This window comes from Bremerella cremea, from assembly GCF_003335505.1.
Classification (GTDB): domain Bacteria; phylum Planctomycetota; class Planctomycetia; order Pirellulales; family Pirellulaceae; genus Bremerella; species Bremerella cremea_A.
The window spans coordinates 232,612-257,285 of sequence record NZ_QPEX01000024.1 but is presented as its reverse complement, the minus strand read 5'-3'; the positions used below and the strand labels follow the sequence as shown (position 1 = coordinate 257,285).

Sequence of the window (24,674 nt, the reverse complement as noted above, 5' to 3'; positions counted from 1 at the left end):
CGTATAAGGTGAATGAACCATGGCCAAGCCACACCGTAAGTTGAAAAAAGCCAATCATGGTGCCCGTCCTGCGAATGCCAAGGCTCGTAAGAGCAAGCGTAAGTCGATCAAGACCTAAGCTTGGCGTTTGGCCGGTTCGTGTGGTGCTGACCGGCAACCGATGGCTTGGACGATCCAGGTCATTTGTTTTGTAATCTTCCAAGTTCCCAGACCGAAGCTGAAGGATTCACGGTGGCGCGAGAAGAGCTGATTCTCGACCCTGCGTCGATTGACTTTGATAATGTAATTTCGGACCTGGAAGCGGTTCGTAAAACGAATCCTCAGCGGTACGAGATGGAACAGCTTAGCGGGATCGTTTACGACGATGTCGAAGCTGGCATTTGTGCTGGTTACTTGGACATTGCTGAAGATGCCTTTTGGGTGCGAGGCCACATGCCGGGCATGCCCTTGATGCCTGGTGTGCTGATGTGCGAAATGGCCGCTCAGGTTAGCACCTGGTATGTGGTGACGCACGACTTGATGCCGGGCAAACGAATGGGATTTGGCGGACTCGATGAAGTCAAATTTCGTGGCATTGTTCGTCCTGGCGATCGGCTGCTGTGCGTGTTGAAAAAGACTCGCTTCAGTCCCGGGCGAATGCTAGTCTGCAATTTCCAAAGCTTTGTCGGCACGGCCATGGTGGCTCAGGGTGTCATTCGTGGCATCCCGCTTCCCGACGCAATCTGAGCTTTGCCTTAGGAAAAGCTGGGGAGCGGCTTGGTCAGTACGTCGATTCCTCGCCGGTGACTCCCCATGCTGTTCCCGCTTTTTGACGAAAACCCGAGCCGGCGCCTACCGGTGGTTACCGTCGGCTTGATCGTGGTGAACACGCTTTTGGTGTTAGCCATGCTTGGCTTTTCTTCGGTCGAACATAACCGCCTCTTCATTCACTATGGGTTTGTGCCAGAGCGGCTAACCTCGGCTCTGACGACGCACGATAACGTTGTCATCGATCTGCGAGAGCTCTTAGCTGACGATCCCAGGGCCCTCGAAGTCTTAGAGCGAAGTCAGCAAGATACTCGTATCGTTCTTTCAGGCAGTTTCCTGGCCGTAGCTGGTACCATCTTCACTTCGATGTTTTTGCACGCCGGTTTGTTTCATCTGATCGGCAACATGTGGTTTCTGTGGATCTTTGGTAACAATGTCGAAGATCGTTTAGGGCATGTGCCGTACCTGTTTTTCTATCTCGTTGGCGGTATCTTTGCGGCGTTAGCTCACTGGTCGGCGACGACTGGGCTAGGGGCCATACTGCCTACGGTTGGGGCGAGCGGCGCGGTGGCGGTGGTGCTGGGGGCCTACGCGGTTACTTATCCCACGGCCCAGATTCGCTGTTTGTTGTTCATCTTCGTTATCTTCTTGTTTGTCGATCTACCGGCGGTCGCGGTGCTAGGTGTCTGGATGCTTGGGCAGGTCGTCGAAGGGGTGGGGGCGTTGCATCTCGATATCGACGGCGGTGTAGCGTGGTGGGCCCACATCGGTGGTTTTGTTTTTGGCATGGCGGTCATGCCGTTGTTGTCTTTTTTGATTCCCGATACGACCTATAAGTTGATTTTGAAGCAGGAGCGAGCCTTTCAGTTCGATCCGCGCCGGAATAACGACTTTCATTTCTAGTTGATCCTCTGCGAAACATCATGGGCCGAAAAGCACTCCCCAAACTGAATCCTGAAGTCGATTTCTCGAATCACTTTTTCACTGCGGACGTTCTCGAGCAGAAGCCAGAGTTGCCGTCGTACTTTGCGAAAGAGCAGCCGCTCGAAATCGAAGTCGGCACCGGCAAAGGCTTGTTCATGAAGACTGCTTCGGGCGAAAACCCAGAGCACAACTTTCTCGGGATTGAGATCGCGTTCAAGTACGCTCGTTTTGCGGGTTACAAGCTGGCCAAAGAGGGACGCACCAACGCGGTGATGTTTCATGGCGATGGGCAAAAGATCTTCCCGCAATACGTGAAAGACGGCTCGCTGGAAGCGGTTCACGTTTACTTTCCCGACCCTTGGTGGAAGGCTCGGCATCATCGGCGGCGTTTAATGAACGAAACGTTCTGCCGCGAGATCGAACGGGCGTTGCGGGTGGGCGGGAAGTTGCACTTCTGGACCGACGTGCTCGACTACTTTGAGATGGCGGTCGAGACGTTGCATGCTCACACGAAGCTGGCAGGGCCTAATCCGGTCGAGGAGACCCCCGCTGAGCACGATCTCGATTATCGCACCCACTTCGAACGCCGCATGCGGAAGAACGATATGGATGTCTTCCGCAGTCAGTTCGTTAAAACCGCTTAGCCGCTAGGCACCAGTTGAGGTGGCGGCTTGCTCTTCAGCACGGCGTTCGTAAGTACGACCGCCGTCTCCTTCCGAGCCCTTGGTTTCGAGGGCAATTTGATAGAGGGCTTCGCCGCCAGCGGTTGGGTATTCGCCGGTGATACAGGCCTGGCACAGTTCGCTGCTAGGGAAATTCACGGCCCGAGCGATCGAGTCGACCGAAAGGTAGCGAAGTGAGTCGGCCCCGAGTTGTTCGGCCATGGCGTCCTGCATTTCCTCGGTCAACAGGTAGCTGTCCCCCATGAACTTAGGAGCGAACAATTCGCTGATGGTCGACATATCGATCCCATAGAAGCAGGGAGCGATGATCGGCGGACAGGCCACGCGAACGTGAATTTCTTTCGCTCCGCCTCGTTCTCGCAGACGATTGATGAGGACTTTCATCGTCGTGCTGCGAACGATGGAGTCTTCCACGAGGAAGATTCGTTTCCCTTCCAGCACTTCGCGCAGGGGCGTGTACTTGATCTCAGCGGCTCGGCGGCGTTTGTTGCCAGACTCGATAAACGTTCGGCCAGAATAGCGATTACGGATCAGGCCTTCGCGAGAAGGAACGCCAAGTTTAAACGCCATCGCGTCGGCGGCGGCTTTGCTGGTATCCGGGACCGGGACCACGATGGTATCGTTGTCCAAGGGAACGGTTTTCCGCTCTTGCTCGATCGCGGCTAGTTCTTCGCCCAGGTTGGTACGGCTAACATAAACGCTTTGCCCGTCCAGCGTGCTGGCCACGTTTGCAAAGTAAATCCACTCAAAGAAACAGTGGGCTTTGCGTTTCGATTCGATGAACTGATGCGTCTCGATCTTGCCGTCGACGATGGTGACGGCTTGGCCAGGTTCGACGTTTTGGATTTCTTCGGGTTCGAAACCGATGTTGATCAGGGCAACACTTTCGCTGGCGGCGGCGAACAGCGGACCTTGCACGGCATAGCAGAGGGGCTTGATGCCATAAGGATCGCGCGCCACCAGCATTTCGCCGTAGGCATTCAGCATGACCATGCTGTAGGCCCCGTCAAATCGCGGGGCGGCCTGCTTGAGGGCGTCGAGCATCGTGATGCGTTTGGCACCGGTCATCTCACGGCTTAGCTCGTGCATGATGATTTCGGTATCGGTTTCACGCGACAGATGGTGATCGTCGTCGGCCAGTAGGCGATCGCGTAGCTCGCTATAGTTGGATAATTGCCCATTGAAAGCAAAGCTGAACCACTTGTGCTTGACCAGATGGTGTCGCTCGAACGGTTGGGCATAACTTTTGTCGTCTTGCCCGCAAGTTGCATAGCGAACATGCCCAATGGCAGCTCGCCCGGCGTATTCTCGCATCAACGATTCGCTTTTACCCCGGTGCGAAAGCCGAAAAACTTCCTGCACGGTACCGATATCGCGATGGGTGGTGATCAGTTGGTTGCGATTGGGGTTGAATGTTGTGAAGCCAGCAGCAAGTTGTCCTCGGTTCTGGATATCCAGCAGCATTCGCGGCATAATCCGCGAAACTTCTTCTGGGCCTTGGTCGGGACAGAGCGGACTTTCGTCAGCATTGGGAAGGTGATAGATCGCCGCGATACCACATTCGTGGAAGAGTTCACTCATAGAATCTCAGTTCAATCCTGCCGTTTGCTGTAGATTTCCCCCTTTGGGGGAAATGTTCGCGTAGGAGCGTGGGCCGGGTTAGCAAGCACGTTCTCATTCTACGGACGACCTTGCGAATCCTCAACCGCTTGCGTCCTGCGATTCCCCGAAGTGTTTGATTCTGGCCCTCTTTTCCCGCTTGAACCCCATGGCAAGTGGGCCGTCAAACTCTAAGATATCCCTACGATCTGTCCCTTTTTCTCTTGAAAATGCTTTCATCATGACCGACTTGCTGCGGCAGGAAATCGCGACGTCTGCTCATACCATTGTCGTTAAAGTCGGAACCCGCGTTCTGACAACCGATCAGGGCGTGCTCAACGAAGAGCAGATTACCCAGTTGGGGAGGCAGCTTTCGCAATTGGCGGCATCGGGGCGACGTGTCCTTTTGGTTTCTAGCGGTGCTGTCGGTGCCGGTATGAGTCAGCTTGGGTTGGCTCAGCGCCCTTCCGACTTGGCAAAACTGCAAGCAGTTGCTGCGGTGGGGCAGGCAAAGCTGATCGAACTGTACGATATTGTGCTGCGAGACAACGGGCGACACGCTGCCCAGGTACTGTTAACCGCCGAAGACTTGGACGATCGTACGCGTTATCTCAATATCCGTAACACGCTGCACAGCGTCCTCGATTTTGGGGCGATCCCGATTATCAACGAGAACGATACTGTGGCTGTCGAAGAGCTGATGCTGACTTTCGGCGATAACGATCGACTGGCAGCTCGTGTAACGAACTTGCTGCGGGCTCCGTTGTTGATTTTGCTTTCGGACGTGCAAGGCTTGTACAACGGTTCGCCCGAGTTGCCGGAATCGAAGCTGCTGTCGGTAGTGCCTCGGCTGGATGACGAAGTTCTTTCGTATGCTCGCGACAAGAAGACAGGACACTCCAAAGGAGGTATGGCCAGCAAGCTGGAAGCGGCTCGGATGGTTACCTCGGCGGGCGAAAACATGATCATCGCCTCTGGCCGCGTGCCGGATGTGCTGCCGAAACTGATCGCTGGCGAAGATATCGGTACGCTGTTTTTAGCCCAAGGCAAAGCGGTCACGCCGCGTAAACGCTGGATTGGCTATTCGGTGCAGCCAAGGGGCGATTTGATTGTCGATGACGGAGCCGCCCAGGCGCTCGGCGAGAAAGGGAAAAGCCTCCTGCCGATCGGCGTGACGGAAGTTCGCGGCACGTTTCAGAAAGGGGACGTCGTTCGTGTTTGTAATAGCCAACAGCAAGAGATCGCCCGCGGGCTAACGAACTACGCGTCGGACGAAGTCGCCAAGATTCTGCGCTGCCGGACCGATCAAATCCAAAGCATCCTCGGTCAGCATCCGTACGACGAAGTGATCCACCGCGATAACATGACGGTGAGCCGCGTTTAATTCGTTTCTAGCAAATGCAAATAAAAAAGCCCCTCCGCCAAGTTTGGTTGAGGGGCTTTTTTTGATTGGGATAACTAGCTCTTCTTTGGGAAGAAGCGTTCCAAGTGTTCTTCGCTGGGTGGCTTGGTGATGAGCGAAACGATCACCATGGCAATTGCCGAGCCGATGACCATGGTCGCAGCCGGGTTCATGTGCAACACGGTGTAACTTCGATTCGCGGCAAAGTCGGAATCGTAGAAGAAGTAGCACCACATCGCGAACGCCGAGATTACGCAGGCATAGGCCCCGGCTTTCGTCAAGCGTTTCCAGTACAGCGAGGCCAGCACGAGCGGGAATAAGCTAGAAAATCCAGCGAACGTCCAGACACCTAAAGTGAAGACGCTGCGAGGTTCCAATAGGCTTAGGCCATAGGTAACGGCGACAATCGCGATGATAAAGCAGCGAGCGATCAGCACCACCTGTTTATCGGTGAAGCGATCTTTACCGCCGTAATGCACCACAATGTCTTCGGTGAACATGGTGCCAATGCAAAGGAACTGGCTATCGAGCGAAGACATGATGGCCGCCAAGACGCCGGCGATGAGAAGCCCAGAAAGAAAAGGCGTACTCATATCAGACACCATCTTCGGCAGAATGGCATTGGTGTTGAAGTGGGGTGGAATCATCGGCGCTGGGCCGTTCATTGCCGATGTCGCCCAAACACCTACCAAGACGCACGGAATCCAGACGATGGCAATGAACAGCGGGTGGAGAACGACCGGCAGCTTAAAGCTCTTGGCGTTCTTAGCGGTGAGCCAATGTTGGAATAAGTGGGGGAACATGCCAACGGAAAGAGGCACGAACATATACGAAACGAACTCGAGCATGGACATGCCATGCGGTTCTTCGGGCGACCATTTGGTGGCCTTGTAAACGCCCTCGGCACGTTTGCGTGTCCACTTCTTCCCTTTGCTGGGATCGTTCGGATTGAGGTCGTCTTCCGGATGTCCGACGTTTTTGTTGTAGATCGGATTGTTCGCCAGGGCACGCGTGGGGGCCCCTTCGTCGCGCGGAAGTTCGTTCAGTTGATGCCCGGACAGGATGGCCTCGCTCCAGGAGGTAGGAACTTCTTCCGGCAGGAAGCGGTCATCTTGCAGAACGTAGGCTTTGTTTTTGTCCAGAGTAGACAACTTAAGCATATCGTTCTTCGCAGCGAAAGTAGCTTCGGCGCGGGCTTTCCAATTGCCGATCTTAGGGCCTTTGTAAGCCGCCGCAGCTTCTGCTTTTTGCTCGTCGGTGAGCTTTAGTTCTTTGGTCTCTTCGGTGGCGTAATTATATTCTGCGAGAGTCCGCCATTTGGCTAAATCGGTCTCGAAGGTGTCGATATCTTGCTGAGCAACATTCCGGATGAGCTTGGAAGGGTGCTTTTCGGCAACCGCTTGCGACGCCGCTTGCAGGCCCCCCAGGTCACTTGAAATGATCCAGAAGGTGATGATGCCCAAGACCATGAAGATCATCGTTTGGAAGGCATTGGCCCAGGCCGTACCTCGCATACCGCCGAAGAAAACATAGATCAAAACGACAATCGAAATCACCAGGCTGCCAATGAACGGTGGGACTCCGTAATCATAGGCGGCAAAGGACTCGCTGCGGAACGCCCCAACGGTCACGGCACTTACGACCGTGCCGGACGACATCACACCGATCAGCAAATATGGAATCACCAAACCGACGAGAATGGGAAACAGCAGCACCCCAATCTTGTCGCTTTGCAGGCGATCGCGGAAAAACTGAATCTGCGTGGTGTAGCCGTACTTCTTGCCGAACGACCACAGCTTGATGCCTAGAATGAAAAAGCAAAGGGAATGGATGATCCCGCTGGACGAAGCCAGCAAGCCGTAGACACCGACCCCTTCGGAATAGGCTTCGCCGGTCGAGCCGACCAGGGCAAAGGCCGTCATCGTCGTGCCGAATAGGCTCATCAACAGCAGGAACGGACCAATCGAGTGGCTGGCCAGCATATAGTCTTGGCTAGAGCCGCGAAACAAGGTGCTGGCAAAGATGCCTAGCCCTAGCAGCAGTGAGAGATAAACGCAGATGACAATCAACGGTACCATTATTCGCCTTCCTCCGATTCACGCTGCACTTCTTCGATCAGATCTGTCGGCCAGGCAAAGATGGTTGCCAGGAACCAGACAATGGACGCGGCGATCGAGATCCCGGCTTGCCACAGCAAAGTAATCGGCATGAAGCCCCAGACGAGCGTTCCGTTGTTCCAAAGCCAGAGGTCCTGGCGAAGAATGATGAGGGCTACGACCAGTAGCCATACCACATATCTCATGGGAGAGCGGCCTTCGAGCTTGAGTGGGGCGGGAAAACACGTTGCAAAGACAGTTGGTTGAACAACTATCGGGCTCATTCTAAACGGCCTGAAAGCAAGTTACCAGACGATTATCGGCACTCTTTCTTCTGATTTAATCGCCGAGATGGTGCAAGTAAGCGGTGGAGAAAGGGGCGTTTGGCTTTCCAGCTTTTGGTGAAAATGCCTTGGAGATTCTCGCTCGACTGCGTTAGACTAGGGTGCCCCTCCGATTGAGGGTAACTGCCTATTCTTGCTGCTGACTCTTCCTTGCATTCGAGAGTTCATCCATGCCCCAGTCCGTCTCGCGTCGCCAAGTTCTTGCGGCTTCCTTGTCAGGCATTATGCTGCCAGCTGCGCTACGTGCGGCTGATACCGAAAAGAAAGATGGCCTGGATCAAGTGGCCGAAGCGGCACGAACGATTCCCGTGGCTGGGACTACGGATGTGCTGGTTTGTGGTGGCGGCCCGGCGGGGATTGCGGCCGCCATTAGCGCGGCCAGAACCGGGGTTTCCGTGAAAATCTTAGAGGCTCACGGTTGTTTGGGAGGCGTCTGGACGAGCGGGATGCTTTCGTACGTGATGGATGCCGAAAAACCAGGGCTGAATGCCGAACTGCCCCAGCGGCTGAAAGAAATGGACGCTCAGCGCCAAAGCGGGCCGAAGAACTATGTGTACGATGTCGAGAGCATGAAAGTACTGCTCGAGCAGATGTGCGACGAAAACAAAATCGGTGTGCAGTATCACACTCGCGTTGTTGCGGTCGAAAAAAATGCTTCCAATCGAGTGCGAGGCGTAATCACCGAATCAAAGTCGGGGCGTCAGGCTTGGCGTGCTAACACGGTGATCGATACGTCTGGCGACGGCGACGTCGGCGCTTTGGCTGGCTGCGAGTGGGAATTCGGTCGAGATCAAGATTGCCCCTGTCAGCCGATGTCGCTCATGGGCATCATCACAGCCAGTCCGGAAGCTCTGCAGCAGTTCGACCGGCTGAAGGGAGGGCAAACGAAAGATCGGTTCCGCGAGTTCATCCAGGCCGCTGGACGAGATCCATCTTATGCTAAGCCAACGCTGTGGTATTTGGGAGGAGCGGTCGCAGCCGTGATGATGAATCACGAGTATGGCGTGCGTCCCTTCGATGCCGCTGCAGTGACTGAAGCGACCATCCGAGCCCGCCGCGAGCTCTACGAAATTGCCCGAGGGCTGCGTAGCCAAGGAGGCGCATGGAAGGATTGCAAACTGGTGACCACTGCCGAGCAAATTGGCGTGCGGGATGGGCGACGCATCAAAGGACGTTACTTCGTGACGGTAGACGATGTCCGCTTGGGGGCACGGCACGAAGATGCGATTTGTCGTTCGGAATTCGGTGTCGATATTCATGCTGCCACCTTCGAGGCCAACAAGAAGGCGGCTTACCATAACGAAGGCGTCAAAGCGAAGCCGTTTGATATTCCGTTGCGGGCTTTAATCGCCCGCGATGTCGATGGCCTAATGATGGCAGGTCGATGTATCAGCGGCGATTTCTTCGCCCATGCCAGTTACCGCGTGACCGGCAACGCCGTAGCGATGGGAGAAGCCGCCGGCATCACTTCAGCACTTGCCGCGAAAAATGCCTGTCTGCCGCAAGATGTGGCGTGGAAAGAAGTGGAAGCGGAACTAACGCGGCAAAGACAGCCCGCTGCTTAGCTGGCCAAGCAGAGCTCAGGTGCCACATTCACGTCTTCGTGGAGCAGGCGAAACGGAAAAGACATGCTCAACTAAACGAGAGCATGTTACTTGGGGCACTGATGCACTTGTGTTGGTGAAAGTGACTAGTCGCGGGTGACGATCTCTAGCAGTTCGACCGCTGGTTCGCCGTTGCAGTAGATCAACGCGGTCCGGCCGTAGACGGTTTCCTGCGGCTGCAGGCCCATTAGTTCACGCAGTTCTGCGGCAGGCTGTACATGCCAGAGGCTGGTCAGTTGGACTTCGCGGAGCACGTTGTGTTGGATCAGCACGCGTCCCAGGGGAATGCGTTCGCTTTTGATTTCGTTGGCGGGTTCATCGTCGAGGTAATCGCAGTTGAGGCGGACAATTCCGTATTGAACGACCTTGCCGTCACGTTGTCGGGTGAGCAAGATTTTGCGTGAATAGAAGTTGCCGGCATTGCGTGTTTCTAAGACTTTGACGTCGACATTGCAGCCGTGGAACTTCTCGACGGTAACCGTCATGTGCTCGTTATGGGCGAGAAGCTGACGGAAGGGAGGGGGCGTTTTTTCTGCCGAGACTTCCTCGAATTGGCCGAGCTTTTCAGGCTGGGCGTAGAACAACGCAATCAATTGGCTTAACTCAGGCATCGTATGGCGAGAGGAATTCACGTCGTTTCCTTTGCTTCGGGAAAGTGGACGAAACTTGAGGTGGCCAACAGGTTGTTTGACGCTTCGTTGCCTGACGTGGGGTGGGCTAGGCGGAAGGTGAAGCGAGCTTTTTGTTGATTTAGCGAGTGAGCTACGAAGTCGGTGCGGCCAAGGGAAACTCCAACGTGGTGGTCGGAATTACGATGGTCGGTTTGTGGTTGTCTGTGGTTTCTAAAATCGAATCGACTAGATAATACAACAATCGGCGGAACGATTCGGGTTCGATACCGTCGGCAATTTCTTCTGCTTTTGCGCGATATTTTTCCACCAACTGTTCGGCGGCATCAAAAACGCCCCCTTCCAGGTACAAGCTGCGGACGCGTTGAATCTTGGCGTGGGCGGTCAAGTCTGGGGCGTTGGCAACTTGAATGAGTTCCGCTTTGCGATCGTCTTTCAAGTTTTGCAGGGCGAGTGCCCACAATACGGTTGGGCGTCCGCCGATGATGTCGTTGCCTGCAGAAAGCTTATTGTCCGAATCCCCCAGCCAGTCTTTCAGGTCGTTCAGGATCTGAAAAGCAACACCGACGTGGCGGGCAAACTTACGCATTTCTTCGCGATACTGTTCCGTTGTCTGTGCCAAGGCGATCCCGCAGTGCAGGGCCGCTTCAAACGCAGGAGAAGTTTTCAACGCATATATTTTCAAAGCATCGATCGGAGTCAACTCTTTGCTGGCGGAATCACGCCACATCAGTTCAGCGCCTTGCCCTTCTGACAACCGCATGTGGGCTTCGGCCAAGTGATCGACAATTTTAGCGACTACCCCAGCCCCGAGCGTTTTTACTTCGCGGCTGACCAGGCGATAGCCGAGTCCGATCATGTAGTCGCCCAGATTGATCCCCGTCGAAATACCAAACTGGCGGTGAACTGTGGGCTCGCCGTAGCGATATTCATCGTCGTCTTCGATGTCGTCGTGGACCAGCGAAGCTTTGTGGAACGTTTCGATTGCCAGGGCACCCCGTTTGACGGCATCCGAATACTCGGCTACGTGGGCAGCGCCATTGGCGGTGGTTCCGTGTCCGCCGGTCAGCGAATCGTATACGGCCAGCGTAGTGAATGGTCGGGAATATTTTCCCCCACGTCCGATGAAGTCGATTGCTAGTTGTTCGGTCGCGCCGATCGGGTCGAGGTTGGGCAGGTCGGCCAGCTTCGCATGGGCGGTGGCTTCGGTTTGACGTTGAGGAGCGATCAAGCGGGTTAGCTCTTCCCGCTCGAACATCTCTTGAGCGGCCCGCATCAGGTGAACGTAGGTCGCCGTTTTTTGCTGAGGTTCGCGATGGGGGAGGTGGATCATATCGAAGACCCACTGCTCGTCGACCGACGTGTTGCGGCAATCGCTGGAGTGGAGCGGCACGGCCATGCAGGGAATGCCGGCCAGCAAGATTTTGTCGAACGCCTTTTCCAGTACGTTTAAGCAGGCGACACCGACTACGGCATCGACATAGCCGCTGACCAAGATCTTCATTACGATAGGCGAGCCTTCGGCGACCAGCACGCGGTAGCCGAGTTCTTCGGCTTGTGTGCGATAATCGGCAATGCTGCAAGCGCCACACGTTTTGCAATCGAGCCCGAATTGGTCGTAATCGGCTGGGCAGCCCTCGGCATGTTTTAGGCAATGCGGCAGCAGAAATAAACGGCGTTCCGGCGGAATGGCAGAAACCTGATCGCGCCAAAAGGCTGAAGCCATTATCACCATCGTCCAGCCGACGTAAGACTCCGACAGCTCCATATCGGCCAGCAGGCGACGAACGATCTTCTCCATCTCATCCTTCGAGAGAGGACGCGACTTGTCGAGCTTCTCGCAGATCTGGTAACAACGATCTCGGATCTCTTCGCGCAGGGCCAAGCGATCGGGAACGTGTTTTAGATGGGCCGTTTTACGACGGCGGGAGACCCGCTTCGTGGCACCACCGTTGGTTTCAGGCTGAGAGGGGGAAGGCATAGGCAAAGTTGCTTAACTCAATTCTCTGTTTCCACTTCCGCTAAAGACGTTGCCGCCGGTGCGGCTTTCACCGCTTGGCAAGCATACGCCAACGCACTAACCGTCATGATTCGCGGATAGAGCTTTTCATAATACCACAGCTTAGAGAAGTAAAAACCGATTGGCGAACATTCGACATGAGAATTTTCTTCCACCCGGTGGCAAAGCCAAGCGAGGGCTTTTTCTAGCTCAGGGTGATTTTCTAAGCCTTTATTGTCGCAAAGTAGCCCTTCAATGGCCAATGCGGTCTCTTCGACGGTGCTCTCGTAGCGTCCTTCCGAGGCTGCGAGAATCGCTTTACCTCCTCCAAAGCCGCCATCTTCATTCTGCTGGGCCGCCAGCCAGCGGATGGCATTCTTGGGAACGAGCGAAGGTGGAGAAGGCGTTGTCAATTGATATTCGAACTCGTGGGTATCGCGGAAATAGTTGAGGACTTTGGCTGTGCCGTATATTGGATTGTCTTCTTCGGCCCGGTCTTGATTGCCAAACCACAAGGGGAGCCAAGATCCTTCCGCTTGCTGATTGAATAGGTACCACTTTCCTTTCAAGAGATGCGGGTAATCGTGTTGGTCGAGTTCTTCGTACCAGGCAAACAGGCCGCGAAGAACATGGGCAGTTAAATCGCACCCGCTGCGGTCGAACGGTTGCGTTCCCCAACCACGACAAAACGTGGGCCAGCCGCCATCGCTATTTTGAAGGTCGAGGAGCCAGCGGCAGCCATGCTTGGCCGCCGTGCGAATACGCTGGCGAACCGATTCATCGAAGTCGCCTCGATCGTAGAAGTGTCGCAACGCTAACAAGGCACCTGGGGTGTCGTCGGCGTCCGGGACACTGCCACTCAGATCGGTCCAGCCCCATGCCCCGGGCGCGGCCCCTGTGAACGGATGGACGTTTTTAGTCTGGCAAGCAAGCAGCCATTCGAGGCATTCTAGTGTCAGATGCGTGTTGTCTTCTGGCAGCACCGATAACGCATTGATCGAAAGCGTGGTAACCCAGGTCGCCAGGTTCGTATCAATCGGCCAACTACCGTCAGGGCGAACGCTCTCACGGATAAAGCGAAGGCCGTTTTGGGCGACTTGGCTGTTGGCTCGACCGGTCGCAGCGAGGCTCATAACAACGAAACTGGTGAGCGGAATCGCTTCAAGATAGCCACCACTATCAGGCTGCATTTTTGTTAGCACCTGAGCTGCCGGATGGAATGTAGCACCACGGATCAAACGAACGAGCGGGTTCCAAGGTTTGTCGTGGTAATACTTGGCCTGACCAATGCCCACCAGCGCCGGGATCGCATAGCTGACGACCGGCAGCTTGATGAACTTATAGAACGATTGTGGCAGCACGGCGGCTTCAAAGGGAAGGGGAGCGACCTCGCCCCAGTCGACCAAGCCAGCCAACGCATGATTGGTAAGAATCGGAACGGCAAACGTCTTGTCTTTGCCATAGCGTGCCCGCAACCCGGGAATTCCCCCTTTTTGCTCGATGTAGCGGTTCGCTGCTGAAAAGACACTTGGGTTTTTCTCGGCATCGCCAGTGATTGTCAGTGCTGCGACGGTCAGCATGGTGGTGGCGATGTTCGAGTAGCTTTGGTCGGTGTCTCCCCAACCGCCGTCTTCGTTTTGGTGGGAGAGTAGGTAATCGACACCCCCACGAATTAACTGCATGTCAGAGCCACTCGATTGTGAGCCATTTCGCAAAGCGAGTTGTAATGCGCTGACCGCAGTCGCTGTGGACAAGCTAGAGGTCGACAGCTGGCCAATCCAATGGCCAGTGGGATCTCGTTCTTTTAAGAGATCTTGTTTGGCGATTTCGTAAGCTGCGCGAATCCGAGCGGGGTCAATCATGAGTCAGGCCCGTCAAGCGGACCAAAAGCAGCGGGGGCAATGTCAGAGGGTGTGTCTCTATTATCAGCACAACGAGCGCCGACTTCCAACCCTTTATTGACAAGCAATACGGCAATTGAATAGGAGCCTGCTAGAGAATACCGAATGATGGGAAGATAGCTTTGCCGTTCCTGCTAACCCGTGGAATTGCTCTCTTTTAACTGACGTATACGATTGTTTACGTTAGAATAGATCGCTTGCCGCCCGTCTTTCCTCTCAAGGTTTATGCATGTATTTTCGCCTGGCAAAACGCGCTCTGCTGGAAACCGATAAACGTCTGGTCGCCAAGTTCCTGTGGTTGATGGGCTTTAAGGGGCTGCGTTCGGTTCAGAAGCACAAGGCCCGCCTCAAGCGAGGGGAGTTCTTTCCACCCTTTTTGTACATTTCGGTTATTAACAGCTGCAATCTGCGCTGCCAGGGCTGCTGGGTCGACGTTTCCGCGAAACAGGCCAAGATCGACCTCGATGCCATGGACCGAATGCTGGGGGAAGCGAAGGCAATGGGGAATACCTTCTTCGGGATTCTGGGGGGCGAGCCGTTTATGCACGCCGATATCTTGGAGATCTTTCGCCGCCATCAGGACGCTTACTTTCAAGTCTTTACCAACGGCCATTTCATTACCGACGAAGTCGCCAAAGAACTGCGCAAACTCGGCAACGTAACCCCTTTGATCAGTATCGAAGGAACCGAGATCATTAGCGACGTACGTCGTGGACGTGGGGGCGTTTACAGTAAGTCGATGGAAGGTATCCATAACTGCATCAATAACAAGCTGCTGACAGGTGTCTGCACCAGCTTGTGCCAATCGAACTTCGATGATCTGCTGCGGGAAGAATGGATCGACCGCTTGATTGAAATGGGGGTTTTCTATTGCTGGTATCACGGCTACCGCGTGGTTGGACCGGTACCGAACCCCGACCTGGCCCTTACTCCAGAGCAGCAGTTGGCTGTGCGAAAGTTTGTCGTCGAGATGCGCGTGAAAAAGCCGATCGCGATTATCGACGCCTATCACGATGCCGATGGAAATGCTTTGTGCCCGGCTGCCACTGGTTTCACGCATCACATCAGCCCTTACGGCGACATTGAACCTTGCCCGGTGATTCAGTTCGCCAAGGAATCGATCCACGACGAACGCCCGCTGCGTCAGGTCTTCAACGAGTCGGAATTCCTCAGCGATTTCCGGGAACTGGCCGCTAAGAATACGCGTGGCTGCATCATTCTCGAACGGCCTGATTTGCTGAGCGGCTTTGCCAAAGAGCACGAGGCAAAGGATACCACCGTGCGGCATGCGGCCTATGAAGAGTTGGACGCATTGGTATCGAATCCCTCGCAGTACAATCCCGGCAACGAGATCCCAGAGAAGAGTTGGGTTTATTGGTTGCTGAAAAAGTACGCTTTCCACGATTACGGTGCCTACTCGAAGCACTTCGACATCAAAAACTGGCAGCCTACGATTCATCCGGAAGGTAACCCTCCGGCCGCACCGCAGAACTTGGTTCAGCTCGACGCCGATTCGACAACGAAAACGTAGTCGATTCGCGCGCGAAAGAATTTGATTCCGATGACGGTTCTCACTAGACTGAGGGCGTTCGTCTGCTGATCAATTCTCTCCTTCGATTGTCCCCATAAAGCTCATGCGCTGCCTTGCTACACTGCTTTTCTTGGCATTTGTCTCGCTCTGTCATGCCCAAGACCCTTCCAAGCTGCCCCATGGCGAGCATTTGCCTGGCGTTGACAACGTGCTGAAAGTCTCGCCGCACGTGGTTAGCGGCAGCCAGCCCCATGGCGAGGAAGGTTTCAAGACGCTGCAAGAACTAGGCGTGAACGTGATTGTCTCGGTCGATGGGGCCAAGCCCGATATCGAAAACGCTCGCAAGCACGGCATGCGTTACGTCCATATTCCGATCGGATACGACGGCATCTCGGACGAAGCCCAAGCCTCGCTCAAACGCGTGATGGAAGACTTCCAGCAGGATAAGATTTTCTTTCATTGCCACCACGGCAAACATCGTGGACCAGCCGCTGCAGCGGTCGCTTGCCGTGAAGGAGGAATTCTGACCGAAGCCCAGGCCCTCGACTTCATGCGCAGTGCAGGTACCAGTTCCGACTACGCAGGGCTGTGGAAAGAGATCACCGAGTTTCGTCCAGTTCCGGTTACCACCCAGTTGACTATGCTGGTGGAGGTTGCCGAAGTCGAATCACTCGCCGCCGCGATGGCGAAGGTCGACCGCGTTTACGATCACCTGGTCCTTTGCCAGAAGGCAGATTGGAAAGCTCCGCCAGAGCACCAAGACCTCGACCCTGCACAACAAGCGTTGCTGCTGCAGGAGGGTTTGCACGAATCCGGCCGGCTGTTGGAAGACGATCAATACGACGCGAAGTACCGCCAGATGCTGGCCGATACTGAGACGTTGATCTTGGACATGAAGAAGCAGATTGAAACCGACAAGTCGGACGAAGCGACGGCTTCGCTGAAGAAGGTTAAAGCCGCTTGTTCCGCGTGCCATACGGCCTATCGGAATTAGATATCGAGCTCGTCGACGGCATCAATGAGATCGTCGAGGTCGTCTTTCTCGCGCGGGGCATTCTCTGCTTGGCGTTTCGGCACGCCGACTGCCGTGCCGACCGCTTCTCGGCCAGCGAGTAGCAATTGTTCGTCTCGCTCGCGGACGGCGGCATCGAGTGACTTGGCGTCCTCTTGGGGCTTGCCAAACAACTGCGAAAGGTCGATCTTCAGGCCGCCCCCAGCTACTTCGTCGCTGCCGGCGATGGTAGGCGTTTTGTGTTGTGGGAAGATGATTGCATTTTCAGGACAGACGCGGCTGCAAGCCGGGCAGCCTTTGCGGCAATTGTCGGGCATTTCGACCAAAATGGTCTCGACCTTATCGACACCGTAAACACCGAACAAACAGAAGTCGATGCACTCCATGCAATTGGTGCAGCGGCTATAGTCGATCACCGGATACCAGCGACGTTTGGCATCTTCTTCGATACGAAACGGTTCGATGGTTTCGATTGGCTTTTCAAGCTCGCCACCTTCTTTGAGGGCGGTATCGTTGGTTGGCTGCGCCACACGAGCGAGTTGTTGCGGCGTTGGACTGGGGGAGCTACTTCCGTTGAGCCCACCTAGCTCCACCACCGAGGTCGAGACTTCGCGGTGAATGCGTTTCACTTCATCGACGTACTCTTGCAGGTTGTTGGAAACCCGTAAGTCGATGCAGTAGATCATCCGGTTCGGGATCGGGCGGTTGTCGATTACCCGCAGCTTGTTTTCTTCTTCCGGCTCGTCTAACAAGTCGTCGTCATCTTCGTCCGACTCGTGAATCAAGAGGGAGGTGCCGGACTTGCCGTGGATGTTGTTGCGATCTAAGGTCCAGCGGGCGGCTCGTTCGTACAGCCAAGACAGAACAACAAAGTCGGTGGTGATTGCCTGCAGCCCCATGATGCCGGGGCCGTCCGGTTTCAGGTCGTACAAGTGCGGAACGATCGTAACCTCGATGCCGGGCTCAAATAGCAGCGCCGCCACGATGTCTTCTTCCAGCTTTCGCTTGGCTGGATTGTTGCTCTGACCTTGGCTGACGACAACCGTCAAACGTTTGGGCATGGGGTTACTCGTTCAATTGTCCCTTGATGGTCCGCTGGGTTACTTCCCAGACCGACGCGAGGTGCTCGATATACTCTTGCGGACTTAGCAGTGTGTCACTGCTTCCTTCCATCTCGTAAAGCCAACCCTCGCCGTACATATCGACATTAATCCGGGAAGGGTCACTCATCAAATCGGGGTTCAACCGCGCGAGAACACCGGCCATGGGAGGATAAAGGTCGCTTTCGGCTTTGCTGCTTTCAATAAAGCCTATCTCTTGACCTTCTTTGATTGTAGCACCTTCGTCAACCTGCCACTCAAGGAAGTAGACATCTTGGAGCAATCGGACCGCATAGGCCGAAAACCCGAAGCGGAATGCATTGCCGGTGCGGGTCGCCCAGAGGTGGTTTTTGGAGTATAGGCGGTCGGTAGGGAAGTTCGCCTCGAACTTCCCCATCATGAAGACGAGCGACTCGCTCATGTATACCGCACTCCCTGGAATTGCGGCTCGAAGAACGGTGGCAGCAGTCCGTCGGCTCGGAGCAGGCCGTCGCGGGTCAGTTCGATCCGATCGCCAGCGATGGTCACGAGACCTTCTTCCTGGTACTGCTTCCAAATGTCGCTCCATTTGTCGAGGATGTCGACGCCAAACTTCTGGCGGAAGTAATCGGCATCGAGGTAGCCTCGCTTGAGCAGCAGGATTGTTTCGCGAATCAGAAGCTGCTCGGGGGTAGGGCGATAGGCTCGCTTCAAGGGGAGCTCTCCCTTTTCCAGTAGCGAACCGGTGTAGTCGCCCCACTCGGTCTTATTCTGGTAGTGAACACCGCTGATATGGCCGAAGCTGGCGACCCCGGTAGCAAGCAAGTCGGAACCGCCGAACAAGTTGTCACGATAGCTGAAGTTCACCTTTTTCGGGTCTTTAACCATCGTATAAGCGCTGCTGACGACGTAGCCTTCTTTCGCCAGTTCGTCGAAGGCATAGCTAACCCAGGCCCGCTTCATCGGCCAGTCGGCGACCGGCGTTTCGATCTTGTTGCCCAGGATGTCTTGTGAATACACCGTGTTGAAGGGGAGTTCCATCTGATAGATGGTGACGCTTTCAGGCGAAAATTCGAGAACCTTTTTAATGTTCTCGCGCCACGTCTCCCACGTTTCTCCTACCATGCCGGCGATCAGGTCGATGTTGACGTTGGGGAACTGGGCCGCTTCGATCCAATCCCAAGCCTTATAGACTTCTTTGGAAAGGTGAGCGCGGCCGTTCTCTTCTAAGATGCTATCGAAGAAGTTTTCCACGCCCAGGCTCAAGCGGGTCACGCCCATTTCGCGCAGGGCTTTCACTTTGGATTCACTGAGCGTGCCTGGCTCGCATTCGAAGGTGACTTCTTCCGCTTGATCCCAACTGATGCTAGAGCGAAGACGGTCTTCTAGGCGTTTAAGCTGCTTCGGGCTGAGGAACGACGGTGTGCCACCACCAAAGTAGACGAAGCGAAATGGGCGACCCCCCATCGCTTCGGTCTGGCTGACCAACTCAATCTCTTTGGTCAGCGCCGAAACGTAAGTCTCGACTTCCTGGGCGTTTTTGTCGGTATAGACGCGAAAGTAACAGAACTTGCACCGTTTGCGGCAGAAGGGAACGTGCAGGTACAAGCCGAGTGGTACCCCATCGCGCGGAGCGGAATGCATCGCCGTGTTCAGCTGGTCGATGTAGTCTTCGCTCCACTGCGAAAAGGGAGGATAGTTCGAGATGAAGTAACTACCGACTTCGGTTTTGGTGGAATCGGTGGCCATGAGCTAATCTTGCTTTCTGCTAAAGTTAACGGGCCGAGTGGCGAGTACTAGCGAAAGGGTGTTTTTGAATTTGGTGATTCGTGTTTAGGTTTTCGGACCGAAGCAATACACAACGCCTCGTTCGCTGGCGATCAGCAAGCAGCCGTCGGAAACCGCAGGACCTGCGGGGAAGCCGCTTTTGGCCTCGTATTGCCAGACCTCTTTGCCGGTGGCCACGTCGACCGCACGCACGCGGCTGTCGGCCGATCCGAAGTAAACGCGATTGCCGGCAACAACCGGCGAACTATTGATTTTGCCTCTGGCCTTAAAGGTCCATTGGGGCTGCCCCGTCCTCAGATCGAGCGAAACGAGGTTCTTGCTGTACGAGCCGAAAATCACGCGATCTGGCAGCACAGCGGCACTGGCACGAATTTGCTGACGATTGCGAGCATCTTCGTACTGCCAGACTACTTTCAACTGTTTCCAATCGATTGCGTAGAAGGTTCCGGCCTCGGTGCCGAAGTAAGCGACCTCGCCCCGCACTGCTGGGGCGGAGCCGGTTGGACCGTCAATCGGAACCGTGCCGAGCGCTTTGCCAGCTTCTAAGTCAATAACGTGTAGTTTACTATCACACCCGGCCACGAAGCCTCGGTTCGCGACAACCGTGGGCATGCAGCGAATTTGATCGTCGATTTCCACTTTCCAGGCCAGCGTGCCATCGGCTTGGTTCAAGCAGTAGAGGGTGGCATCTTGCGAGCCGATCAAGATTTTGTCTTGATAAAAATTGACGCTCCCGTTGATCTCTTGGCCTGCTTCAAACTTCCACAACAGCTTGCCATTGTTTGCGTCAAGGCAGTGCAGCACGCCATCGATGTCGCCAACATAGATACGACCCTCGCGGTAAGCAGGCGAGCCCATGAAGCCTGAGAGTTGATCGACGTTGCCTTCATAGGTCCAAACCTTCGAGCCGTCTGCCAGCTTTAACGCATAAACACGACCATCGAGATCGCCGATGTATGCGATTCCATGAAAAACGACCGGCGTGGCCTCGAACGCCCCGTCTTTGACTTCTAGCTTCCACTTCAGTTCGAGGTTGTCCGCCAGAGCTTCGTCGGCTACCCCTTGGGCCAAGGCGTTGCCACGATACAACGGCCAGTCCGCCTGCGCGCTGAGTGTGGCAAGCAGGGCGAGGAAGGTCGCTGCGATTGCTTTTGCCAGGCGGTGCGTCATGGGGAAGCTCTCAGGTTTACGAGGTTGAGAAAAAGGTGCCTTCTATTCTACTCGAAGCACCTTACCGAAGCATGTTTGGTTTAAGGATCCATTGCCGTTTGATAAAGCTTGGAAAACTCGCTGGCATCGACTTCACGCGGATTAAAGCTGCCGGTCCACTGTTTGGCCGCGTCGAGGGACAAGTCGGTAAGTTTCTCGCCGTTGATCGACAGTTGACTCAAGTTGGTGGCCAAGCCTGCTTGATCGACCCACGATTCGACCAACTCGGCCAGGCCGCCAGCGCCACTCTCAACGCTGGGGTAATCCATCAGGTCGACCGGAATGCTAAGGATGTCTTTGTACAGCTTGTTGAACGCTTCGCCGTTGTAGCGAATAACCGTTGGCAGCATGACGGCTACGGCCTGACCATGGACTACGCCGTAATGGGCGGTCAGCGGGTTGGCCATCGCATGGGCGGCGCCGAGCATCGAGTTCTCGATCGCCAGACCTGCGAAGCAGGCACCTAGCTGCATTGCCCCTCGGGCTTCGATGTTTTCAGGTTCGTTCAAAACCTTGGTGAAGTTCGCCGCCAGCAGTCGCCAGGCTTCCCGGCTGAATGCCAGCGAGACTTCATTGCGTTTCTTTGTGACGAAGGTTTCCAGGGCATGGCTGATCGCATCGATGCCGGTCAACGCGGTAACCTTTTGTGGCTGGGTGACCGTTAGCGTGGGATCGAGCAGGGCAATTCGACAAGCTGCTTTTTTATCGCCACAGGCCATCTTGGCATGCGTTTCGGCATCGGTAATCAGGGCGAACGATTGGGCTTCGCTGCCGGTACCGGCGGTGGTGGGAACGGCAATCATGGGCAGCATCTCGTGCTGAGCTTTGCCGACGCCCCAATAGTCTTTCATCTCGCCGCCGTTGGTCAGTAGGAAGTTAATCCCTTTGGCGCAGTCCATCGCACTGCCACCCCCGAGACCAACAATCAGGTGCGGCGCGTGTTGCCGGGCGAACTCAACGCCAGTGGCGACGTTGTGCGTGGTGGGGTTTTCCTGAACGCCATCAAACAGAAAGGTCTGGACCCCGGCAGCCTCCAGATACTCGATTCCGCGCTGCGTATGCCCGGCTTGGATAATGCCAGGATCGCTGACCACCAGGGCGCGGGTCGCCCCTAGTTCTTTCGCGAGTTCACCGAGTCGTTGTAAGCAATCCGGGCCAAACACGATCCGTGTGCGTGGCTGGAAATCGAATGGAATCATGCCTCGGGATCCTGTTGCGTTCCGAATTCCCTCTTGAACTGTTGCCTAGCATAAAGAGGGAAGCGTGGTGGTGGCGATCCGTTTGCTGGGGCTGCCCCTCACCCTAGCCCTCTCCCCGCAGGCGCGAGGGGACCAGATAGAGAAGGCAAGCTTCCTCGGATTGTCTAGGTTGCGGCGACTTGCACAGGGGCAGATTGGTAGGCGCGGCTGCGGAAGAGGAACTCGATAATGTTCCCTTCGTGCGGCTGAAGCCAATCGACCTTGTGAGTTGGAATGGGGCCAATGTTCAAGCGATCGATGTGCGTGGCATTCACCAGTTCGCGTGCGAACTTTTCGTCACCTGTGATTGCCGTGCAAATCAACGAGTAACCCATCTTCTTGATCATCTGGTCTTGAGGGCATTCGACGACCGAAACGAACGGAAACATGTATTCTTTGCTGGCGACCTGCTTCTCTGGGGTTTCCGCATGGATGACCATTGGCTTCAGGTAGTCGCAACGTTCCATTTGCACCAGACGCTCGCCGTAAGGAGCGGTGTAGTCGGTGACGCCGTCTTCGGCCAGATCAGACTCGATCATGTTCCACACGGCTGGGGCCATGCCTGGCATGGTGAAAGCTGCCAAGGCGGCTTCATCGTCGGTGGGGTCTTTGATTTCGGTCGGACCAATCTTTTCGGCAATCGCCTGGGCGATTTCTTTGGTATGGCGCGAAGCCCAAATGCCGGAAGCATTGATGCAGCTCCGACCGCTGTTGGCGAACACGCTTTGCACCATTAGGTCTAGGTATTGCGGCCAGTCGTCAACCACATCGTCGGCCAGCAAGATCTTGCTGAAACCAGGGCCGTGTGGCTGAACTTTGGGATTGCCAGCGTACTGATCGATGGTTTGCTGGCCGCCAAAGACCATCGCTCGATCGACGGACGAAAGTAGGGCCGAACCCACATCGCCGCCAGCGCCTGGGTATAAGCTGAACGCTTCGGCAGGCAAGCCTGCTTCGACCATGGCAGAATAAATCCGGTACGGCGTCCATGGCTCCTTTCCACCTGGCTTGAGAACCAGACCAAGTTGAAGCGCGACGGCCGGAAGCCATAGGGTATGCACCCCAGGTGAATTGGAAGGCAGCACGGCGCCGAGAACCGGACTTTGAGCTTGATAGCTGAGCATGACGTCGCGGGCGGGTTCTTTGCCGTAGCCGCGCGCAAGAATGTTGAGATCCAGCCCGCGTGTGAGCGAGTCGAGGATCTGCGTCATGTTTTGCATGACGAAAGCGTTCTTCTGCATGTTTGCCCGGCACATATGTTCCGGCAAACCGGTGCTGGCGCTTTGGGCATGCACAAACGCTGCTGGAGTCTGCGAACCATCCCCGATTGGAAGATCTGCTTCCAGGTACAATTTGCCAGCGGTGGCCATCTTTTCCAAGATTTCCGCTGGGCTGAATTCCAGTAACGCGTCCCGAGCGGACTGCGCCTTTTTCATGTCTCGCTTGAGAATCCCACCGCCGACCTGACTGAGTTGAGCGATTGGTTCGCCGGTGCGGAAATGGACGACGTCTTCTTTTTCGAGCGAGTCGTAGGGCTTGCCCCAACGGATTGCAGGAATGTTCAACATAGTAGGCGTCCGTAATTTAATTAAGTGGTAGCGATGGGTTCTCGGAGGGCTTAGTAAACACCAACGGTCGTACTGCTGGCGAAGCCGTGGAAAGGACGAACTCCGCTCACACCTTCCCACGGATAGGTCAGGTACGGCTTTTCGCGTTCCCCTTCGTCTCGTTCGAGAAAGCCAGGGACGAAGAACTCTTTGGTCAGGGTGGTCAGCTTTACGCGACCTGTTTCCCCGAAGCCGACCAACTCGTTCGGATCGTCAAACGAAACGACCTCGGTAACCGCTCGTGGCTGCGGAGCGTAGTACGAGATCTTGTAGCCTTCTTCGGCCGTAACCGGCTTGCTGCAGGCCAAGCCCATCAGCGTGTTGCCGTAGGTTGGCGTCATGTAGATGCCGCTTTCTTCTGGCCCGCCGCCGAATAGTTCTTCAATGCAGTAACGCGTCCACTGGGGCGTGAACTCGGTGCCACCGCTGAAGATACCGGTGATACCAGCTTCGGCGAGCGTGGTCCCTTTTTCTTCCAGCCCGAGGCAAAGCGATTCGATCAGCTTGGGCGTGCCGAACATGCACTTCACATCGTGACCAGCAGTCAAAACGGTGATCGCTTGATCGATGCAGTGCTGCTTGTACGCTTCCAATTGATCCATCTGCCCCTTCTTAATCAGCTTGATCACCCAGCGTGGATCAAGGTCGATACAGAAGCAGATCCCGCCGCGAACTTGGGCGAGATGCTCGACGGCCAAGCGAAGACGGCGCGGGCCAGAGGGGCCGAGCATCAGCCAGTTGGCCCCTTTGGGGAAATACTTGTCCGGCAGCGTTTCGCTGAAGTTCGAGTAGTCGGTACGGAAATCGTCGATCGCGATACGACTTTTCGGGATACCAGTCGTCCCACCGGTTTCAAACACATAGATCGGTTTGTCTTGGTAAGCAGCCGGAACCCAACGGCGGACCGGGCCACCACGCAGCCATTCGTCTTCGAACAGCGGGAACTTCTTCAAGTCGTCGTAGCCCTTCACTTCGGTGAGGGGATCGAAGTTGAATTCCTTCTTCTTTTCCAGCCAGAAAGGGCAGCCGGTCGATTCGTGGAAATGCCATTGCACGATCTCGTACGCGTGTGCGTCGAGTCGGTCCTTTGCGGCCTTCACTGCCGCTTCGACTTCAGGAGTTAGCGTGTCGCTTGCCATAATTCCGATTCAAGCCAACAAAAGAGAGGGAAGGGAGGAACGCACCGCAGCCAATGACTTTGGCCGCTGATCGAACGTAGGGATGTGATTCTTTGGATGGTACCGAGAAAAACTTGTTCTGACAACCTTTGGTTGCCCGAGTA

The 24,674-nt window shown here is 55.4% G+C and carries 21 protein-coding genes; 8 read left to right on the top strand and 13 right to left on the bottom strand.

The window, feature by feature from the left end; translation table 11 throughout:
* The first annotated feature begins 19 nt into the window (after nucleotides 1-19).
* From DTL42_RS27145 to trmB, 4 genes are all read left to right on the top strand, one after another.
* Entirely contained in the window at nucleotides 20-118 is a 99-nt protein-coding gene (locus tag DTL42_RS27145) for a 50S ribosomal protein bL37 (protein ID WP_425305521.1), read from the top strand.
* Nucleotides 119-231: 113 nt separating this feature from the next.
* The gene (locus DTL42_RS12445; RefSeq protein WP_114369218.1) at nucleotides 232-726 is read left to right on the top strand and encodes a 3-hydroxyacyl-ACP dehydratase FabZ family protein; all 495 of its coding nucleotides are present in this window, start codon (nucleotides 232-234) and stop codon (nucleotides 724-726) included.
* A 66-nt stretch (nucleotides 727-792) separates the two neighbouring features.
* Nucleotides 793-1,650: a rhomboid family intramembrane serine protease gene (locus DTL42_RS12440; protein ID WP_114369050.1), complete on the top strand. Its 858-nt coding sequence runs from the start codon at nucleotides 793-795 to the stop codon at nucleotides 1,648-1,650.
* A gap of 20 nt (nucleotides 1,651-1,670) precedes the next feature.
* A complete protein-coding gene (trmB, locus tag DTL42_RS12435) occupies nucleotides 1,671-2,315 on the top strand; it encodes a tRNA (guanosine(46)-N7)-methyltransferase TrmB (RefSeq protein ID WP_114369049.1) in 645 nt (214 codons plus the stop codon).
* A 3-nt stretch (nucleotides 2,316-2,318) separates the two neighbouring features.
* On the opposite strand, the gene DTL42_RS12430 is transcribed toward trmB, so the two are convergent.
* Nucleotides 2,319-3,935 (bottom strand): amidophosphoribosyltransferase, encoded by a 1,617-nt coding sequence (locus tag DTL42_RS12430; RefSeq protein WP_114369048.1) that lies wholly within the window; start codon nucleotides 3,933-3,935, stop codon nucleotides 2,319-2,321.
* Nucleotides 3,936-4,194: 259 nt separating this feature from the next.
* On the opposite strand from DTL42_RS12430, the gene proB reads away from it, so the two are divergent.
* On the top strand, nucleotides 4,195-5,337 hold the full coding sequence (gene proB, locus DTL42_RS12425; RefSeq protein WP_114369047.1) for a glutamate 5-kinase: 1,143 nt from the start codon (nucleotides 4,195-4,197) through the stop codon (nucleotides 5,335-5,337).
* A 74-nt stretch (nucleotides 5,338-5,411) separates the two neighbouring features.
* Here proB and DTL42_RS26770 read toward each other — a convergent pair whose 3' ends face one another.
* Both DTL42_RS26770 and DTL42_RS12415 read right to left on the bottom strand, forming a co-directional pair.
* Complete coding sequence (locus tag DTL42_RS26770; RefSeq protein ID WP_114369046.1) at nucleotides 5,412-7,433, bottom strand: sodium:solute symporter family protein; 2,022 nt, start codon at nucleotides 7,431-7,433, stop codon at nucleotides 5,412-5,414.
* Nucleotides 7,433-7,657, bottom strand: a complete 225-nt coding sequence (locus tag DTL42_RS12415) for a DUF3311 domain-containing protein (RefSeq protein WP_114369045.1) — start codon at nucleotides 7,655-7,657, stop codon at nucleotides 7,433-7,435. The genes DTL42_RS26770 and DTL42_RS12415 overlap by 1 nt, the downstream gene beginning before the upstream one ends.
* Before the next feature lie 308 nt (nucleotides 7,658-7,965).
* On the opposite strand from DTL42_RS12415, the gene DTL42_RS12410 reads away from it, so the two are divergent.
* Entirely contained in the window at nucleotides 7,966-9,360 is a 1,395-nt protein-coding gene (locus DTL42_RS12410) for an FAD-dependent oxidoreductase (protein ID WP_114369044.1), read from the top strand.
* Nucleotides 9,361-9,485: 125 nt separating this feature from the next.
* On the opposite strand, the gene DTL42_RS12405 is transcribed toward DTL42_RS12410, so the two are convergent.
* The 3 genes from DTL42_RS12405 to DTL42_RS12395 form a co-directional block, all read right to left on the bottom strand.
* A complete protein-coding gene (locus tag DTL42_RS12405) occupies nucleotides 9,486-10,031 on the bottom strand; it encodes a hypothetical protein (RefSeq protein WP_234824185.1) in 546 nt (181 codons plus the stop codon).
* Nucleotides 10,032-10,161: 130 nt separating this feature from the next.
* Nucleotides 10,162-12,009, bottom strand: a complete 1,848-nt coding sequence (locus tag DTL42_RS12400; protein ID WP_114369042.1) for a polyprenyl synthetase family protein — start codon at nucleotides 12,007-12,009, stop codon at nucleotides 10,162-10,164.
* Between the two features lie 17 nt (nucleotides 12,010-12,026).
* Nucleotides 12,027-13,889, bottom strand: coding sequence for a prenyltransferase/squalene oxidase repeat-containing protein (locus tag DTL42_RS12395; protein ID WP_114369041.1), 1,863 nt, complete (start codon nucleotides 13,887-13,889; stop codon nucleotides 12,027-12,029).
* A 268-nt stretch (nucleotides 13,890-14,157) separates the two neighbouring features.
* Between DTL42_RS12395 and DTL42_RS12390 the strand changes: the two genes are divergently transcribed.
* Together DTL42_RS12390 and DTL42_RS12385 are read left to right on the top strand one after the other, a co-directional pair.
* A complete protein-coding gene (locus tag DTL42_RS12390; protein ID WP_199590127.1) occupies nucleotides 14,158-15,459 on the top strand; it encodes a radical SAM protein in 1,302 nt (433 codons plus the stop codon).
* 103 nt (nucleotides 15,460-15,562) lie between these two features.
* A complete protein-coding gene (locus DTL42_RS12385) occupies nucleotides 15,563-16,453 on the top strand; it encodes a tyrosine-protein phosphatase (RefSeq protein WP_114369040.1) in 891 nt (296 codons plus the stop codon).
* Here the strand turns inward: DTL42_RS12385 and DTL42_RS12380 are convergent.
* From DTL42_RS12380 to DTL42_RS12350, 7 genes are all read right to left on the bottom strand, one after another.
* Complete coding sequence (locus DTL42_RS12380; RefSeq protein WP_114369039.1) at nucleotides 16,450-17,532, bottom strand: ATP-binding protein; 1,083 nt, start codon at nucleotides 17,530-17,532, stop codon at nucleotides 16,450-16,452. The two genes, DTL42_RS12385 and DTL42_RS12380, sit on opposite strands and share 4 nt — an antisense overlap.
* Nucleotides 17,533-17,536: 4 nt before the next feature.
* On the bottom strand, nucleotides 17,537-17,992 hold the full coding sequence (locus tag DTL42_RS12375; protein WP_114369038.1) for a glycine cleavage system protein H: 456 nt from the start codon (nucleotides 17,990-17,992) through the stop codon (nucleotides 17,537-17,539).
* Nucleotides 17,989-19,299 (bottom strand): coproporphyrinogen-III oxidase family protein, encoded by a 1,311-nt coding sequence (locus DTL42_RS12370; RefSeq protein WP_114369037.1) that lies wholly within the window; start codon nucleotides 19,297-19,299, stop codon nucleotides 17,989-17,991. The genes DTL42_RS12375 and DTL42_RS12370 overlap by 4 nt, the downstream gene beginning before the upstream one ends.
* Before the next feature lie 84 nt (nucleotides 19,300-19,383).
* On the bottom strand, nucleotides 19,384-20,508 hold the full coding sequence (locus DTL42_RS12365; protein ID WP_114369036.1) for a PQQ-binding-like beta-propeller repeat protein: 1,125 nt from the start codon (nucleotides 20,506-20,508) through the stop codon (nucleotides 19,384-19,386).
* 80 nt (nucleotides 20,509-20,588) lie between these two features.
* Complete coding sequence (locus DTL42_RS12360; RefSeq protein ID WP_114369035.1) at nucleotides 20,589-21,746, bottom strand: iron-containing alcohol dehydrogenase; 1,158 nt, start codon at nucleotides 21,744-21,746, stop codon at nucleotides 20,589-20,591.
* 164 nt (nucleotides 21,747-21,910) lie between these two features.
* Nucleotides 21,911-23,353, bottom strand: a complete 1,443-nt coding sequence (locus DTL42_RS12355) for an aldehyde dehydrogenase family protein (protein WP_114369034.1) — start codon at nucleotides 23,351-23,353, stop codon at nucleotides 21,911-21,913.
* Nucleotides 23,354-23,403: 50 nt separating this feature from the next.
* The gene (locus tag DTL42_RS12350; protein ID WP_114369033.1) at nucleotides 23,404-24,531 is read right to left on the bottom strand and encodes a hypothetical protein; all 1,128 of its coding nucleotides are present in this window, start codon (nucleotides 24,529-24,531) and stop codon (nucleotides 23,404-23,406) included.
* Between the last annotated feature and the right edge of the window lie 143 nt (nucleotides 24,532-24,674).

Bases quoted from the DNA above. Each gene is read 5' to 3' on its own strand.
- DTL42_RS27145 (WP_425305521.1), top strand. From the start codon at position 20: ATGGCCAAGCCACACCGTAAGTTGAAAAAAGCCAATCATGGTGCCCGT.
- DTL42_RS12440 (WP_114369050.1), top strand. From the start codon at position 793: ATGCTGTTCCCGCTTTTTGACGAAAACCCGAGCCGGCGCCTACCGGTG.
- trmB (WP_114369049.1), top strand. From the start codon at position 1,671: ATGGGCCGAAAAGCACTCCCCAAACTGAATCCTGAAGTCGATTTCTCG.
- DTL42_RS12430 (WP_114369048.1), bottom strand. From the start codon at position 3,935: ATGAGTGAACTCTTCCACGAATGTGGTATCGCGGCGATCTATCACCTT.
- proB (WP_114369047.1), top strand. From the start codon at position 4,195: ATGACCGACTTGCTGCGGCAGGAAATCGCGACGTCTGCTCATACCATT.
- DTL42_RS26770 (WP_114369046.1), bottom strand. From the start codon at position 7,433: ATGGTACCGTTGATTGTCATCTGCGTTTATCTCTCACTGCTGCTAGGG.
- DTL42_RS12415 (WP_114369045.1), bottom strand. From the start codon at position 7,657: ATGAGATATGTGGTATGGCTACTGGTCGTAGCCCTCATCATTCTTCGC.
- DTL42_RS12410 (WP_114369044.1), top strand. From the start codon at position 7,966: ATGCCCCAGTCCGTCTCGCGTCGCCAAGTTCTTGCGGCTTCCTTGTCA.
- DTL42_RS12400 (WP_114369042.1), bottom strand. From the start codon at position 12,009: ATGCCTTCCCCCTCTCAGCCTGAAACCAACGGTGGTGCCACGAAGCGG.
- DTL42_RS12395 (WP_114369041.1), bottom strand. From the start codon at position 13,889: ATGATTGACCCCGCTCGGATTCGCGCAGCTTACGAAATCGCCAAACAA.
- DTL42_RS12390 (WP_199590127.1), top strand. From the start codon at position 14,158: ATGTATTTTCGCCTGGCAAAACGCGCTCTGCTGGAAACCGATAAACGT.
- DTL42_RS12385 (WP_114369040.1), top strand. From the start codon at position 15,563: ATGCGCTGCCTTGCTACACTGCTTTTCTTGGCATTTGTCTCGCTCTGT.
- DTL42_RS12380 (WP_114369039.1), bottom strand. From the start codon at position 17,532: ATGCCCAAACGTTTGACGGTTGTCGTCAGCCAAGGTCAGAGCAACAAT.
- DTL42_RS12375 (WP_114369038.1), bottom strand. From the start codon at position 17,992: ATGAGCGAGTCGCTCGTCTTCATGATGGGGAAGTTCGAGGCGAACTTC.
- DTL42_RS12370 (WP_114369037.1), bottom strand. From the start codon at position 19,299: ATGGCCACCGATTCCACCAAAACCGAAGTCGGTAGTTACTTCATCTCG.
- DTL42_RS12365 (WP_114369036.1), bottom strand. From the start codon at position 20,508: ATGACGCACCGCCTGGCAAAAGCAATCGCAGCGACCTTCCTCGCCCTG.
- DTL42_RS12360 (WP_114369035.1), bottom strand. From the start codon at position 21,746: ATGATTCCATTCGATTTCCAGCCACGCACACGGATCGTGTTTGGCCCG.
- DTL42_RS12355 (WP_114369034.1), bottom strand. From the start codon at position 23,353: ATGTTGAACATTCCTGCAATCCGTTGGGGCAAGCCCTACGACTCGCTC.
- DTL42_RS12350 (WP_114369033.1), bottom strand. From the start codon at position 24,531: ATGGCAAGCGACACGCTAACTCCTGAAGTCGAAGCGGCAGTGAAGGCC.